Source organism: Tatumella ptyseos, from assembly GCF_030552895.1.
Lineage (GTDB): Bacteria > Pseudomonadota > Gammaproteobacteria > Enterobacterales > Enterobacteriaceae > Rosenbergiella > Rosenbergiella ptyseos_A.
On record NZ_CP130649.1, the window covers coordinates 2,752,544 to 2,767,643 of the forward strand.

A 15,100-nucleotide genomic window follows, 5' to 3' on the forward strand; every position below is an offset into this window, starting at 1 on the left:
TTAGGATTTTTCCATGGATGAGACCCTGATTATGACAAAACCGCTACGTATTGCATGCACCAAGGTATTATCACTCGATTTACTGCCCGCCCTTGCTAACCGTCATGGACTCATTACTGGCGCGACGGGGACGGGTAAAACCGTTACCCTGCAAAAATTAGCTGAGTCCTTTTCATCAATTGGTGTTCCCGTCTTTATGGCTGATGTGAAGGGTGATTTAAGTGGTGTCGCCACAGCCGGTGAAGCATCAGAAAAACTCACCAAACGGTTAGAAGCAATTGGCGTGACGGACTGGCAGCCAGTCACTAATCCGGCTGTCTTTTGGGATATCTTTGGTGAGAAGGGACATCCCGTTCGCGCGACGGTGACCGACTTAGGACCACTACTCCTCGCTCGTTTATTAAACCTTAACGAGATCCAAACCGGTGTTCTCAACATTATTTTTCGTATTGCCGATGAACAAGGACTTTTACTGCTCGATTTTAAAGATCTCCGTGCACTGACACAGTACGTTGGAGATAACGCAAAATCGTTCACGACCGAATACGGCAATATCAATAGTGCCTCAGTAGGGGCTATCCAGCGCGGGTTATTAAGTCTCGAGCAACAAGGCGCAGAATACTTTTTCGGCGAACCTATGCTAGACATCAAAGATTGGATGCGTACTGACGATCAGGGCAAAGGCATCATTAATATTCTTGCGTCAGAAAAGCTTTATCAAATGCCAAAACTTTACGCCACCAGCTTACTGTGGATGCTCTCTGAGCTTTATGAGCAACTGCCAGAAGTGGGAGATGTCGAGAAACCGAAACTAGTGTTCTTTTTTGATGAGGCCCACCTACTCTTTAACGGCGCTCCAGATGTGCTGCTTGAGAAGATAGAGCAAGTGATGCGTTTAATCCGATCGAAAGGCGTCGGCGTCTACTTTGTCAGCCAAAGCCCTTCCGATATTCCCGATAATATCCTGGGACAACTTGGTAATCGGGTACAGCATGTCTTGCGTGCCTTCACCCCACGCGATCAGAAAGCAGTCAAAGCTGCAGCTGACACTATGCGCGCTAATCCTGAGTTCAATACCGAAGAAGCAATTCAGTCTCTGGCCACTGGGGAAGCGCTTATCTCTTTCCTTGATGAGAAAGGAAGCCCAAGCGTGGTACAGCGTGCCATGGTGATCGCGCCAGGTTCGCGTATGGGACCACTGACCAGTGATGAGCGTAATAACCTGATTAATCATTCACCGCTGTACGGTAAATATGATGAAGCGGTCGACCGAGAGTCTGCCTTTGAAATGCTACAAAAAGGGGTCGAGAAGAGTGAGTCCCAGCAGTCTGGCTCATCAGCATCTCGTACTGAAGCCAAAGAAGACGGCGGTATTATGGATGAAGTCAAAAAAGTCTTGTTCGGTTATACCGGACCGCGTGGAGGACGTCATGATGGTGTTGTCCAAGGAATGGCTAAAAGCGCTGGCCGACAAGTCGCCAACCAGATCCTTCGTGGCGTTTTAGGGAGTTTGTTCGGGGGCCGGAAGTAATTTAATTTCAGGTGGTAATCGGCCGGTTACCACCTTACATCGACTAAGCAGGTACTATGCAAAAATCTCATGCACTCCGTCGTACCAAGCGAATCGCCCTATCCCTTCTGCTTTGTGCAACCGGACTCTTTATCCTCAGCTTATTCCTGCCCCCCACCTTAGGTTCGCAGGCGCTCAAGTCTGTTGCTGAGGCAGCCATGGTGGGTGGCTTAGCCGACTGGTTTGCGGTCAGTGCGCTTTTTCGCCGTATCCCTATTCCCTTAATTAGTCGACACACTGCGATTGTGCCACGTAATAAACAGCGTATTGCCGACAATTTAGGCGTATTTGTTGAGGAGCGTTTCCTCAATGCTGAAGCGCTCTCACGCTTAGTGAAACAACAGGACTTATCACAAAAGATGGCTGATTGGCTAACGTTGCCTGCAAACCAGCAACGCTTCGCTCAGGGATTGAAAACGGTACTGCGCGGATTGCTGACTGCCAGTAATGACGAGGCCATTAACGGATTTATTCGTCACGCAGTAAACCGCGCTATTGACCAGGTTGATTTTCGCCATAGCGCAATAATCTTACTAGAGAGCCTAACCCGCGAGAATCGTCACCAAGCCGTCCTCGATACTGTCATTAAACAGGTGGTTAAGCTGCTCGAAAAACCAAAGACCCGCCAATTCGTTGCCAGCCAGATAGCAGCTTGGTTTCAACGAGAATATCCGACCATTTCACGAGTTGTCTCCAGTGAATGGCTGGGTGAAAAAGGGGCAGTCAAGGTAGCAAAGCTCACTGACCAGATTTTAATTGAGGTAGCCCGTGATCCAGACCACCAGCTACGCAGAACCTTTAACCGGGCGGTAAAGCTGTTCATTCATAGCCTACAGCATGATCCGAAGATGACCGAACGCATGGCACGGATGAAGACATGGCTGAAAGAAGATGAGCACTTCGCCCGTTATATTGGCCAAATTTGGCAAGATCTTCGCGGCTGGCTGACTAACGATCTACACCAAGAAGATTCACGTATCGGCATACAGCTACAGCGTGCTGCAGGCTGGATGGGGGAAACGCTCAGCCGCGATCCGCAGCTTCGTGAGGCCTTTAATCAACATATCGAACAGACGGTACGAACCGTCGGCCCCGAAAGTGCCCGTTTCTTAACTCGCCATATTAGTGACACCATTAAGAGCTGGGACGATAAATTATTAGTGGAACAGATCGAAATGAACATTGGTAAGGATCTACAGTTTATTCGTATTAATGGGACGGTAGTGGGTGGATTGATTGGATTGGTGCTTTTTGTTATCTCGCAATTACCTTGGTTATTTCAGCAACTTTGATTATTAACCCTTAATGTAAAAAGCCCCGTTATCACGGGGCTTTTTATTATTTTCGTTTAATCAGTAACACTAGACTTAAGGCGAGAAATACTGCACTCGGCACAATAGCGCCTAGCACCGGCGGTAAACCTTTCACTAAGCTTAACTGGCCAAAGATTTTATCCAATACATAGAAGACAAAACCAAAGCTTATGCCGGTAACCACTCGCTGGCCCATCGAAACACTGCGTAACGGCCCGAAGATAAAGGACAGCGCCATCAGCATCATCACAGCAACCGATAGAGGTTGGACAATCTTACTCCACATATTCAGACGATAGATATCTGACTTCTGTCCGGTCTGGTCGAGATATTGAATGTAGTCGTGTAATCCACGAATGGAGAGCGAGTCCGGATCGAGCGCGACAACCTGTAACTTATCTGGGGTGAGCGCAGTTTTCCAAACGCTGCCAACTTGCTGACTGCCCGTAATTTGTTCTGGGTTGGAGAGATTCGATTCATCAATTTGCGATAAATTCCACTCTTTACGATGCTTATCCCACTGAGCACTGGCCGCATAGCGTACGCTCTCAAGTCGACGTTGATCGTTAAAATGGTAGACTGTTACGCCGTTTAAATGGCGCTCGTCTTGTAATTTTTGAATAAAGATAAAGTCATTACCATCCTTCGCCCATAGACCACCTTGCGCCGCTAGCAGTGAGCTACCATCGATTTGCTCTGAACGGTAGTTATGCGCCAGTTGGTCACCTGCCGGGGCGAGAAACTCACCGACCGCCATTGAAAGCAGGACTAACGGAATAGCGGTTTTCATCACTGATGCCGCGACTTGTAATCGCGTAAAGCCTGCGGCTTGCATCACGACAAGTTCACTGCGTTGGGCTAAATTACCGAGTCCTAATAACGCACCTAGTAATGCCGCCATCGGAAAAAAGAGTTCTAAGTCAGTAGGGACACTAAGAATCGTAAAGTACCCCGCATCCCAGACGCTGTAGGCCCCTTTCCCCGTTTTTCTTAGCTGTTCAACGAATTTGATAATCCCAGATAACGACACTAATAAAAACAGTGTCGTCATGATGGTATTAAAGATGGTTTTACCAATATAACGGTCTAATACGCCAAACATTACGCGACTCCTTTGCGGCTAATTTTCGCGCGTAGCCGACGGATAGGTAAGGTATCCCATGCGTTTAAGACTATCGCTAGGCCCAAATAGAGAATATTCACGCTCCACATGCACACTGCAGGATCTAGCCTTCCTTTACTTGCATTCGTTCTGAACGAACTCTGAATCAAGAAGAAAATAAGGTAGAGGAAAATGGCTGGAAGCATCGACAGAACCCGACCTTGACGAGGATTTACCTCGCTTAACGGTACAACCATCAGCGCCATGGCTAATACTGAGAAGATTAACGTTAAACGCCAATGTAACTCAGCTCTAAACTGTGGAGTATTACTGTGCCATAGTGTAGTGAACGTGGCTTCATCTGCATCATTGGGATCAAGAACAGACTCTTTGTAGCCGACATAAGCTCGGTACTGAGTAAAATCAGTAATTCTAAAGTCACGCAACATGGCGGTCCCTTCGAAGCGAGTCCCGTTATCTAGGGTGATCACTTGACTCCCATCTTTTTGCTGCGACATATGACCACGGTCCGCGACCACGACTGAAGGACGAGTGTTGTTACGTGGATGAAGTTGCGCTAGGAAGACGTCACTAAACTGGTTACCTCGTGCATTATCGATAAACAGCACAAAACTACCATCACTAGAGGTACGGAATTGGCCTGCGGCGAGCGCAGCGCTGCCTGGATTGGCTTGTGCATTCTGCATAATTTGATCTTGATAGCGTGCGGACCATGGCCCCGCCCAAATCACATTTATGGCGGCAACCGCAGAGGTAATAAGCATCAATACTAATGCAGCTTTAACCAATACGCTCTTTCCTAATCCGCAGGCATGCATTACCGCGATTTCGCTGTCAGTATATAGTTTGCCTAACGTCATTAAAATGGCGAGAAAGAGGCTCAAGGGAAGAATGAGCTGTGCCATTTCTGGTACACCTAACCCTAAAAGCGTTAGAATCAGGTTTGCAGGGGTATCGCCGTCGACGGCAGCCCCTAAAATACGTACTAACTTCTGACAAAAGAAGATTAGTAACAGGATAAAGAGAATCGCTAGTTGACTCTTAAGCGTCTCACGAACCAAATATCTGATTATTATCACGCTAAATACGCCTGTGAAAACTTGTCTTTTTGCAGGAAAGTCGATAATTTCAACGCTTATTTGCTGGTTTTCTTCATCAACACATTTTTGCTGTTACAGTGTATCATACACCTTATGCGTTAGTGGCGAGGGCTTCTGCATACTCGCCCTTCAATATAAACGACAATAGCATAAAGTTGAGTATTGACGGTCATTATACACTTAAGCCGTTATGTATGTTAATTAAGTGTCAAGGTCGTTGTCTTTAAGATTCAGGAGAATACATGGAGTTCAGTGTAAAAAGCGGTAGCCCAGAGAAACAACGAAGTGCCTGCATCGTCGTTGGGGTATTCGAACCTCGTCGGTTATCCCCGATCGCGGAACAACTAGATAAAATCAGCGACGGATACATTAGCGCTCTACTGCGTCGTGGTGAGCTTGAAGGTAAAGTCGGTCAAACGCTACTGCTTCATCACGTACCTAATGTACTTTCCGAGCGAATCTTATTGATTGGTTGCGGTAAAGAACGTGAACTCGACGAGCGTCAATATAAACAAATTATCCAAAAAACAATCAGCACGTTAAATGAAACCGGCTCAATGGAGGCTGTGTGCTTTTTAACTGAGCTGCATGTTAAGGGTCGAAATAATTATTGGAAAGTGCGCCAAGCGGTTGAGACCGCAAAAGAGTCGCTCTACTCCTTTGACCAGTTGAAAAGTAATCGTGTCGAACCTCGCCGTCCACTGCGTAAACTGGTCTTTAATGTCCCCACTCGCCGTGAATTAACCAGTGGTGAGCGCGCCATCCAGCATGGATTAGCCATTGCCGCCGGTGTACAAGCCGCGAAAGATCTCGGCAATATGCCACCCAATATCTGTAACCCGGCCTATCTTGCCTCGCAAGCCCGTCAATTAGCGGATGCCAACAGCACCCACATCACTACTCGGGTGATTGGCGAACAGCAAATGAAAGAGTTAGGAATGAACGCCTACCTCGCTGTTGGGGCAGGATCGCATTTTGAATCTTTGATGTCGGTGATTGAGTATAAAGGCCATCCCGATCCGGAAAGTCGTCCCATTGTTTTAGTCGGTAAAGGGCTAACCTTTGACTCCGGCGGAATTTCTATTAAGCCTGGCGAAGCCATGGATGAAATGAAATATGATATGTGCGGGGCGGCAACCGTTTATGGCGTAATGCGTATGGTCGCTGAACTCAAGCTTCCGCTGAATGTTGTCGGGATCCTTGCAGGCTGTGAAAACATGCCTGACGGACGTTCACTCCGCCCGGGTGATATCTTGACCACCATGTCAGGCCAAACTGTCGAAGTATTAAATACCGATGCCGAAGGCCGTTTGGTACTGTGTGATGCGCTGACCTATGTTGAGCGTTTTGATCCAGAACTGGTCATTGATGTCGCGACACTAACCGGGGCTTGTGTGGTGGCACTCGGCCATCATATCAGTGGTTTACTCTCTAACCACAACCCGCTAGCGCATGAACTAGTTAGCGCATCGGAACAAGCGGGTGACCGCGCGTGGCGCTTACCGCTGGCTGATGAGTACCAAGAGCAACTTGATTCTAATTTCGCCGATATTGCTAACATTGGTGGGCGTGCTGGCGGCGCGATTACAGCGGGTTGTTATCTGTCTCGTTTCACACGTAAATATAATTGGGCGCACCTAGATATCGCGGGTACCGCTTGGCGTTCAGGCAAAGCAAAAGGCGCAACCGGTCGACCGGTTCCTCTTCTTTCTCAGTTCTTACTGAATCGCGCAGGTTTAACCCCAGAAGAGTAATTCGCCCCACACCTTAAGGAACCCTTTACTGGGTTCCTTTCCTTATTTTTAGGGTTCACAGACTGACATGAAAAATGCGACGTTTTACCTGCTTCCTGCAGATGCAGCTGATCAGCCGCTTAGCGCGGCTGAGATGACGGCCTGCGATCTGGCTGCGCACTTTTGGCGTGAAGGTAAACGGATCCTTATTGCTTGTCATGATGAAGCGCAAGCATTAAGGCTAGACGAAGCACTGTGGCAACGCCCTGCTGAAGCTTTTGTTCCGCATAATCTTGCGGGTGAAGGACCTCGTCAGGGGGCACCGGTTGAACTCGCTTGGCCACAAAAGCGAGGAAGCAGCGCACGTGACTTACTGATTAGTTTACTTCCCCACTTCGCAGACTTTGCTACGGGATTCTATGAAGTGGTAGACTTTGTCCCTGAAGATAACAACTTAAAACAACTGGCCCGTGATCGTTATAAAGCGTATCGCAGTGCTGGATTTCAATTGAATACTGTAACGGCAGCATCGGCATAATTCCTATGGAAAAAACATATAACCCGCAAGAGATCGAACAGCCGCTTTATGAGCACTGGGAAAAGCAAGGCTACTTCAAACCACATGGCGATCTGAGTAAAGATAGCTATTGCATCATGATCCCTCCGCCGAATGTGACCGGCAGCTTACATATGGGACATGCTTTCCAACAAACCATCATGGATACCCTGGTGCGTTATCAGCGCATGCAAGGTAAAAATACTCTGTGGCAAGCAGGTACCGACCATGCCGGTATCGCAACCCAGATGGTTGTTGAGCGTAAGATCGCTGCAGAAGAGGGTAAAACTCGCCAAGATTATGGCCGTGATGCGTTCATTGATAAAATTTGGCAATGGAAAGCGGAATCAGGAGGCAACATTACCAATCAGATGCGCCGTCTCGGTAACTCTGTCGATTGGGAACGTGAACGCTTCACCATGGATGATGGGCTTTCCAATGCAGTAAAAGAAGTCTTTGTTCGCTTATACAACGAGAATCTGATCTATCGCGGTAAGCGCCTTGTTAACTGGGATCCTAAACTGCGTACCGCGATTTCCGATCTGGAAGTCGAAAACCGTGAATCGAAAGGATCGATGTGGCACATCCGCTATCCGCTTGCTGATGGCGTTAAGACGGCTGACGGTAAAGATTACATCATCGTCGCTACGACCCGCCCTGAAACCCTGCTAGGGGATACTGGTGTTGCGGTTAACCCTGAAGATCCTCGTTATGCTGACCTCATTGGCAAAGAACTGATCCTGCCTCTGATCAACCGTCGCATCCCTATTCTTGGGGATGAGCACGCAGACATGACCAAAGGCACCGGTTGCGTAAAAATCACGCCGGCGCATGACTTCAATGACTATGAAGTGGGACGCCGCCATAAACTGCCAATGATCAATATTTTGACCTTTGATGGCGATATTCGCCAACAGGCACAAGTGTTCGATACTAACGGTGAAGAGTCTGATGCCTACTCAAGTGAAATGCCTGCCGCCTTTGCGGGACTAGAGCGTTTCGCTGCGCGTAAAGCCATCGTTGCGGCGGTAGAAGAGTTAGGGTTATTAGAAGAAATTAAGCCACACGACTTAACCGTTCCTTACGGTGACCGTGGTGGCGTCGTCATTGAACCGATGCTGACTGACCAATGGTATGTCCGTACAGCACCGCTGGCTAAAGTTGCGGTAGAAGCGGTTGAAAATGGCGATATCCAGTTCGTCCCTAAACAGTACGAAAATATGTACTACTCATGGATGCGCGATATTCAAGACTGGTGTATTTCTCGTCAACTATGGTGGGGACACCGTATCCCTGCATGGTACGACGAAAATGGCCAAGTCTACGTCGGACGCACTGAAGAAGAAGTTCGCCGCGAGCATAACCTTGCCGACACTGTTGTCCTAAACCAAGACGAAGACGTTCTCGATACCTGGTTCTCTTCTGGGCTGTGGACCTTCTCAACATTAGGCTGGCCAGAAAATACAGACGCCCTGCGTACCTTCCACCCGACCAACGTCATCGTCAGTGGTTTTGATATTATCTTCTTCTGGATTGCTCGCATGATCATGCTGACGATGCATTTCATGAAAGATGAGCAAGGTAAGCCACAAGTTCCCTTCAAAACGGTCTACATGACTGGCCTTATCCGTGATGAAGAAGGACAGAAAATGTCGAAGTCTAAAGGGAATGTTATCGATCCTTTAGATATGGTGGACGGGATTTCCTTAGAAGCTCTACTTGAAAAGCGTACCGGCAATATGATGCAGCCACAACTGGCTGAGAAAATCCGTAAACGTACTGAAAAGCAATTCCCGAATGGTATTGAACCGTCAGGAACGGATGCTCTGCGCTTTACCTTAGCGGCGCTCGCTTCAACCGGTCGCGACATCAACTGGGATATGAAACGACTCGAAGGCTACCGTAACTTCTGTAATAAGTTATGGAATGCTAGCCGCTTTGTACTGATGAACACAGAAGGGCAAGATTGTGGTTTCCAAGGCGGCGAGCAGATGCTCTCTCTTGCCGATCGCTGGATCCGCAGTGAGTTTAACCGTACGGTGAAAGCTTACCGCGAAGCCTTAGATACTTACCGTTTCGATATCGCCGCTAACTTGCTGTACGATTTCACTTGGAACCAATTCTGCGACTGGTATTTGGAATTAACCAAACCTGTTATGAACAATGGCAGTGAAGCGGAACTGCGCGGTACTCGCAACACCTTAGTCACCGTACTGGAGGCCTTATTACGCTTGGCTCACCCGATCATTCCATTTATCACGGAAACCATCTGGCAACGTGTCAAAGTGCTGAAAGGGATTACAGACGATACGCTGATGCTGCAAGCCTTCCCAGAATGGTCTGCTGAGAAAGAAGATGCCCAGGCGCAGAGCGACATTGAGTGGATCAAACAAGCTATTATTGCGGTACGTAATATCCGTGCTGAAATGAATATCTCGCCAAGTAAGCCGCTGGAGTTATTGCTACGTGGTGCAACCTCTGAAGTGGAACGTCGCGTTTCGGCGAACTTAACCTTCCTGAAGCGTCTAGCGAAGCTGGAAACCATCACCCTGCTTACTGCGGAAGAGAAAGCACCTGTCTCGGTCACGAAACTGGTAGAAGGCGCTGAGCTCCTTATTCCAATGGCGGGCTTAATCAACAAAGAGGTTGAATTAGAGCGTCTGGCGAAAGAGTTAGGTAAAGTTGATGTCGAGATCGAAAAAATCGCGACTAAGCTTGGCAACGAAGGGTTTGTCGCCCGAGCGCCTGAGGCTGTTGTAGCGAAAGAGCGTGAACGTCTTACCGACTTGGAACACTCCAAAGCAAAAATTATCGAGCAACAGGGCGTGATCGCCGCGCTTTAATCAATAATTGATAAATAGATAGCCGGGCACCGTCCCGGCTTTTCTTTGCTCGCCAGCGATGTTACAGAGGCTAATGTATGGACCTTCGCAAACTCATCATCGATCACTACCCTGCCCTCACCCCTGAACTCCAGCGAGCTGCAGCTTTCGTGCTGGAGAATATCAATGATGTCGCGTTGATCTCAATGCGGACCATTGCCCACAATGCTGATCTTAAGCCCGCAACCCTTTCGCGATTAGCTAAAAAATTGGGCTATGAGGGTTGGGAAGCGTTAAAGGCCGAATTTATCTATTCGTTAAAATTAACGCGTAGCAGTTATGCAAGCCGAGCAGTACGCTTACAGCAGAACTTGCAACAAGAGTCAGCCTATGATGCCGTATTCTCGACCTTAAGCCATTCGCTAGAAGATACGCAATCGTTGAATCAAGACTCTTTGCAGCGGGCGGTAACGTTATTGGACGACGCCCAACAAGTTTATGTCTGCGGCTTTCGTGCAAGTTTCTCGATCGCTTGGTCAATATATTACGTTTATCGGCTCTTTCAGCAGCGGGTAACCTTGATCGACAATCTCGCAAACAGCCAGCAAATCTTCACTCGTGAATTAACCGACCAAGATAGTGTGTTACTGGTAAGTTTCTCACCTTACTCACGAGAAACGCTACAAATCTTAGAGACGGCCCAGCAGGTAGGGGCTAAAATTGTCGCCATCACAGACTCCCCCTCCTCACCTTTGGCGCAAGTGGCCGACTGTACCCTACTCTTTTCGATCGACAGTGCTTCATTCTTTCCTTCTGTGGTCTCTGGTATGGCGATTGCCGAGGCGCTGCTCGCAAGCTTAGTCGCCAAACATGGTGAACCCGCTGTGCAGAGTATTGAGAAGTCTGAAAAATATCTGTTTGATTCGGGGAGCTATATCGCTAACCGTTAGCGCTAATTCATCCTATAGGACGAGAGAGATGATACAACCGTTTCATTTCTCTTGTATCCTATTTTATCTTCTGACAGGATGATTGCTCTCCTACTTCTCTTGGTAAATTAACGAAGCCCATGAGTCATATTATCCATCGTCAGCTAGCGGTTACGCCTCCTATTGCAACACATTCAGAAGGGGTTTACTTTTTTGACCAATCCGGTAAACGCTATCTTGATGCCTGCGGGGGAGCCGCCGTCTCAAGTCTTGGTCATCGCCACCCCAAAGTGATACAAGCGTTACATCATCAAATCGATACTTTGGCCTATGCTCATACGGGATTTTTTACCAACGAAGCCGTTGAGCAGTTAGCCGACCAATTGATCGCTACCGCACCTGGTGATCTCAACCACGTTTATTTTGTTTCTGGGGGTTCTGAAGCGATTGAAACCGCCTTAAAACTCGCACGTCAATATTGGGTTGAACGTGGGCAAACTCAGCGAACACAATTTATCGCTCGAAAGCAAAGTTACCATGGGAATACCTTAGGGGCTTTGGCCGTCGGCGGTAACGAATGGCGACGAGCACCTTTTTCCCCTTTATTGATGGATGTTATCCGTGTTTCTTCCTGCAATGCCTATCGAGATAAACAGCAAGATGAAACAGTAGAAGAGTATACCTCGCGGCTGATCGATGAGCTCGAAGCAGCGATTATCGCGGCAGGACCCGAGACGATTATTGGTTTCTGTGCCGAAACGGTCAGTGGAGCCACAACAGGTGCGGTACCACCGACACCAGGTTATTTCTCTGCAGTAAGAGCGCTCTGTGATAAATATGACATCCTCTATATCGCCGATGAAGTTATGTGCGGTATGGGTCGTACGGGAACCTTGCATGCATTTGAGCAGGAGTCAGTGGTTCCTGACATTGTCACGGTCGCAAAAGGTCTTGGTGGCGGTTATCAGCCTATTGGCGCAGTACTGGTTCGTGAGCCTATTATCGATGCTATTCGATCAGGTAGTGGTAACTTTCAACATGGACATACCTATATTTGCCATCCCACTGCAGCAGCGGCGGCACTCGCTGTGCAGCAGGTTATTCAACAAGATGGCTTATTAGCTCGAGTGCAACAACAGGGACGCTATTTACTGACGCAATTAGAACAGAAAATCGGCGTATTAGAGTTCGTTGGGAATACACGCGGTCGAGGCCTGTTCGCAGGTATTGAGCTTGTGAAGGATAAACGAACGAAACAGCCTTTTGAGGCTGGGCTTTCTCTTCATGCACAAATAAAACGCGCCAGTTTTGCTGAAGGGTTAATGGTTTACCCAATGGGAGGCACCATCGATGGGCGTGAGGGTGATCATATCCTGCTCGCTCCCCCATTTATTGTCTCGACGCAGCAGATTGATTTTATCGTTGAAACCCTTAAGAACGTGATTGTTAAGGTTACCGAGAAAGCCTCTTGCCGGCGTTAAAAATTACTCTGTAGCATTGTTATGGTGCAGCCTAATTAGGATGCACCATTCAATGGCAAAGACATAGGTACTTTTACCGGCAAACTTATTAGTAGCGTTTTCATGTTTATCTAATATGAATTTTTCCTGAACGCTAGGCTTCCCCCTCTTCCTCTTGGGCCTTAAGAATAATCAGCTTCAATAAATGTGTGAGATTGATCACGTTATGAGATCAATCTGGCACAGCTTTTGCTTCTTTAATATTAAGAAAAATCTCATCTTTAAGGAAAGCACTCATGTTTAAAACCGTAAGAAAAGCCAGCCTTGGACTTGCTCTACTCTCGACGCTCTTTAGCGCAACAGTGCTCGCCAAAGAGACATTGTCAGTAGGTGTCGATACCGCATTTGTGCCTTTTGAGTTTAAGCAGGGTAATAAATATGTCGGTTTTGATGTCGACCTTTGGGATGCTATCGCAAAAAAAATGGGCGTCGATTACCGCTTACAACCGATGGACTTTTCTGGATTAATTCCAGGCTTACAGTCACGTAACCTTGATGTGGCGATGGCAGGGATCACGATTACGCCAGTGCGTGCACAAGCGGTTGATTTTAGTGCGCCGTACTACGACGCCGATTTATTAATGGCGGTGAAAAGCAGTACAACCGGCATTACGAAATTCAGTGACTTAGCAGGTAAAAAAGTCGGCCTTAAACAAGGTACCGCTGCAGCGACTTACATGAAAGCCAATGTTAAAGCCGACTATGTTGAATTCCCTAACATTGATAACGCTTATCTTGATCTGCAAGCAGGTAATATTGATGCTGTAGTACATGACTCTCCTAATGTCATGTACTACATCAAAGTCTCCGGTAATGGCAAAATCAAAGCAGCCGGTGAAAGCGACAGTGTATTACCACAACAATATGGCTTCGCCTTACAGAAAAACAGTCCTTATACCCAACAAGTCAACAAAGCGCTCGCCGCGTTAAAAGCTGACGGTACTTACGCCAAAATTTATAAAAAATGGTTTGATAAAGCGCCGAAGTAGTTTTGTTGGCCAGCTTGGCTGGCCAACCTTTTTCGTTTTTCTCGACGGATAACCTCTATGAATTTCGATTTCACCTATGTGTGGCAAGCAATCCCGATTCTTTTACAGGGTCTGAAGCTAACACTTTTCATTTCGCTCGTTGGATTATTCGGCGGTTTTATTATTGGATTAATCGCTGGGGTTGCCCGGGCATTGGGGGGGCGTTTAAGCAAAACGCTCTCGCTAATATTTGTCGAACTTATTCGCGGTACCCCAATTATGGTGCAAGTCATGTTTATCTACTTTGCACTGCCACTATTAATTCCCGTCAGAATCGAACCTATTACCGCTGCTGTCGTCACCATTATGATTAATTCTGGTGCTTATATCGCAGAAATTACTCGTGGGGCTATTCTTTCAATTAATAAGGGCTTTAAAGAAGCCGGTCTAGCGATGGGACTCTCCTCGAGAGCTACCCTTTGGCACATTATTATGCCTCTAGCTCTTCGTCGAATGATCCCGGCACTCGGTAACCAATGGATTATTAGTATCAAAGATACTTCGCTTTTCATTGTTATTGGTGTGGCTGAGCTCACACGTGAAGGCCAAGAAATTATTGCTGGAAACTTCCGAGCCTTAGAGGTTTGGACAGCCGTTGCCGCTCTCTATCTTGTGGTCACCCTCTGTTTAAGCTTTTTATTAAAAATCCTAGAGAAAAGGATGCATATTTTATGAATATGGTGGAATTTCAAAATGTCTCTAAACACTTTGGTAAAACCGAAGTCCTCCATGACATTAATTTACGCATCGACAGTGGAGAAGTTGTCGTCATCATTGGTCCCTCTGGGTCAGGAAAATCAACATTATTACGCTGTATAAATAAACTTGAAAATATCAGTTCGGGTAACCTGATCGTCGCCGGTATGCATATGACCGATCCGCATCTGAACGAAAGTGATATTCGTCGTGAAGCGGGGATGGTTTTTCAGCAATTTCATCTTTTTCCGCATCTTACGGCATTGGAAAATGTAATGTTTGGTCCATGCCGCGTTAGAAAGAGCAGTAAAGCGGATGCAAGAAAATTAGGCCTAGAACTCCTCGAACGTGTTGGACTCGCGAGCCGAGCGAATCATTACCCCTCCGAACTATCGGGAGGTCAGCAGCAACGTGTTGCTATTGCCCGAGCCTTAGCGATCAAACCCAAAATGATGTTATTTGACGAGCCCACCTCAGCCTTGGACCCTGAATTGCGCCATGAGGTGCTCCAAGTGATGCAATCGCTGGCTGAAGAAGGCATGACAATGGTCATTGTGACGCACGAGATTGGTTTTGCGCGTGAAGTGGCTTCAAGACTTATTTTTATTGATGCAGGTACCATTGCAGAAGACGGTACCCCCCAACAATTGCTGACTGAAGGTCAAGGTTGTGAACGATTACAAACTTTTTTACGCCATGTGTCCTAAGGT

At 47.4% G+C, this 15,100-nt stretch carries 12 protein-coding genes; 10 read left to right on the forward strand and 2 right to left on the reverse strand.

The annotated features are described in order from the left end of the window. Positions 1-31 precede the first annotated feature (31 nt). Both QJR74_RS13040 and QJR74_RS13045 read left to right on the forward strand, forming a co-directional pair. A complete protein-coding gene (locus QJR74_RS13040) occupies positions 32-1,531 on the forward strand; it encodes a helicase HerA-like C-terminal domain-containing protein (RefSeq protein WP_304374049.1) in 1,500 nt (499 codons plus the stop codon). 56 nt (positions 1,532-1,587) lie between these two features. Further along, the gene (locus tag QJR74_RS13045; protein WP_304372239.1) at positions 1,588-2,862 is read left to right on the forward strand and encodes a DUF445 domain-containing protein; all 1,275 of its coding nucleotides are present in this window, start codon (positions 1,588-1,590) and stop codon (positions 2,860-2,862) included. Between the two features lie 46 nt (positions 2,863-2,908). Here the strand turns inward: QJR74_RS13045 and lptG are convergent, their stop codons facing one another. Together lptG and lptF are read right to left on the reverse strand one after the other, a co-directional pair. Beyond that, positions 2,909-3,985, reverse strand: coding sequence for an LPS export ABC transporter permease LptG (gene lptG, locus QJR74_RS13050; RefSeq protein WP_304372240.1), 1,077 nt, complete (start codon positions 3,983-3,985; stop codon positions 2,909-2,911). Next, positions 3,985-5,085, reverse strand: a complete 1,101-nt coding sequence (lptF, locus tag QJR74_RS13055; RefSeq protein WP_304372241.1) for an LPS export ABC transporter permease LptF — start codon at positions 5,083-5,085, stop codon at positions 3,985-3,987. The genes lptG and lptF overlap by 1 nt, the downstream gene beginning before the upstream one ends. Positions 5,086-5,348: 263 nt before the next feature. Between lptF and pepA the strand changes: the two genes are divergently transcribed. The 8 genes from pepA (at position 5,349) to glnQ (ending at position 15,097) form a co-directional block, all read left to right on the forward strand. After that, positions 5,349-6,860, forward strand: a complete 1,512-nt coding sequence (gene pepA, locus QJR74_RS13060; RefSeq protein WP_304372242.1) for a leucyl aminopeptidase — start codon at positions 5,349-5,351, stop codon at positions 6,858-6,860. A 67-nt stretch (positions 6,861-6,927) separates the two neighbouring features. Next, positions 6,928-7,377 carry a DNA polymerase III subunit chi gene (locus tag QJR74_RS13065; RefSeq protein ID WP_304372243.1) on the forward strand — a complete coding sequence of 150 codons (450 nt, stop codon included), beginning with the start codon at positions 6,928-6,930 and terminating at the stop codon, positions 7,375-7,377. 5 nt (positions 7,378-7,382) lie between these two features. Continuing rightward, positions 7,383-10,238 carry a valine--tRNA ligase gene (locus QJR74_RS13070; RefSeq protein WP_304372244.1) on the forward strand — a complete coding sequence of 952 codons (2,856 nt, stop codon included), beginning with the start codon at positions 7,383-7,385 and terminating at the stop codon, positions 10,236-10,238. A 77-nt stretch (positions 10,239-10,315) separates the two neighbouring features. Continuing rightward, positions 10,316-11,167 carry a MurR/RpiR family transcriptional regulator gene (locus QJR74_RS13075; protein WP_304372245.1) on the forward strand — a complete coding sequence of 284 codons (852 nt, stop codon included), beginning with the start codon at positions 10,316-10,318 and terminating at the stop codon, positions 11,165-11,167. Positions 11,168-11,286: 119 nt separating this feature from the next. Next, on the forward strand, positions 11,287-12,627 hold the full coding sequence (locus QJR74_RS13080; RefSeq protein ID WP_304372246.1) for an aspartate aminotransferase family protein: 1,341 nt from the start codon (positions 11,287-11,289) through the stop codon (positions 12,625-12,627). A 275-nt stretch (positions 12,628-12,902) separates the two neighbouring features. Beyond that, entirely contained in the window at positions 12,903-13,655 is a 753-nt protein-coding gene (gene glnH, locus QJR74_RS13085; protein WP_304372247.1) for a glutamine ABC transporter substrate-binding protein GlnH, read from the forward strand. Between the two features lie 57 nt (positions 13,656-13,712). Then, positions 13,713-14,369: a glutamine ABC transporter permease GlnP gene (gene glnP, locus QJR74_RS13090; protein WP_250332549.1), complete on the forward strand. Its 657-nt coding sequence runs from the start codon at positions 13,713-13,715 to the stop codon at positions 14,367-14,369. A gap of 2 nt (positions 14,370-14,371) precedes the next feature. Next, positions 14,372-15,097 carry a glutamine ABC transporter ATP-binding protein GlnQ gene (gene glnQ / locus QJR74_RS13095; protein ID WP_304374050.1) on the forward strand — a complete coding sequence of 242 codons (726 nt, stop codon included), beginning with the start codon at positions 14,372-14,374 and terminating at the stop codon, positions 15,095-15,097. The last annotated feature ends 3 nt before the right edge of the window (positions 15,098-15,100 follow it).

What these genes read in the sequence shown, in the direction of transcription:
- QJR74_RS13040 (WP_304374049.1), top strand. Translation starts at nt 32, where the DNA reads ATGACAAAACCGCTACGTATTGCATGCACCAAGGTATTATCACTCGAT.
- QJR74_RS13045 (WP_304372239.1), top strand. Translation starts at nt 1,588, where the DNA reads ATGCAAAAATCTCATGCACTCCGTCGTACCAAGCGAATCGCCCTATCC.
- lptG (WP_304372240.1), bottom strand. Translation starts at nt 3,985, where the DNA reads ATGTTTGGCGTATTAGACCGTTATATTGGTAAAACCATCTTTAATACC.
- pepA (WP_304372242.1), top strand. Translation starts at nt 5,349, where the DNA reads ATGGAGTTCAGTGTAAAAAGCGGTAGCCCAGAGAAACAACGAAGTGCC.
- QJR74_RS13065 (WP_304372243.1), top strand. Translation starts at nt 6,928, where the DNA reads ATGAAAAATGCGACGTTTTACCTGCTTCCTGCAGATGCAGCTGATCAG.
- QJR74_RS13070 (WP_304372244.1), top strand. Translation starts at nt 7,383, where the DNA reads ATGGAAAAAACATATAACCCGCAAGAGATCGAACAGCCGCTTTATGAG.
- QJR74_RS13075 (WP_304372245.1), top strand. Translation starts at nt 10,316, where the DNA reads ATGGACCTTCGCAAACTCATCATCGATCACTACCCTGCCCTCACCCCT.
- QJR74_RS13080 (WP_304372246.1), top strand. Translation starts at nt 11,287, where the DNA reads ATGAGTCATATTATCCATCGTCAGCTAGCGGTTACGCCTCCTATTGCA.
- glnH (WP_304372247.1), top strand. Translation starts at nt 12,903, where the DNA reads ATGTTTAAAACCGTAAGAAAAGCCAGCCTTGGACTTGCTCTACTCTCG.
- glnP (WP_250332549.1), top strand. Translation starts at nt 13,713, where the DNA reads ATGAATTTCGATTTCACCTATGTGTGGCAAGCAATCCCGATTCTTTTA.
- glnQ (WP_304374050.1), top strand. Translation starts at nt 14,372, where the DNA reads ATGGTGGAATTTCAAAATGTCTCTAAACACTTTGGTAAAACCGAAGTC.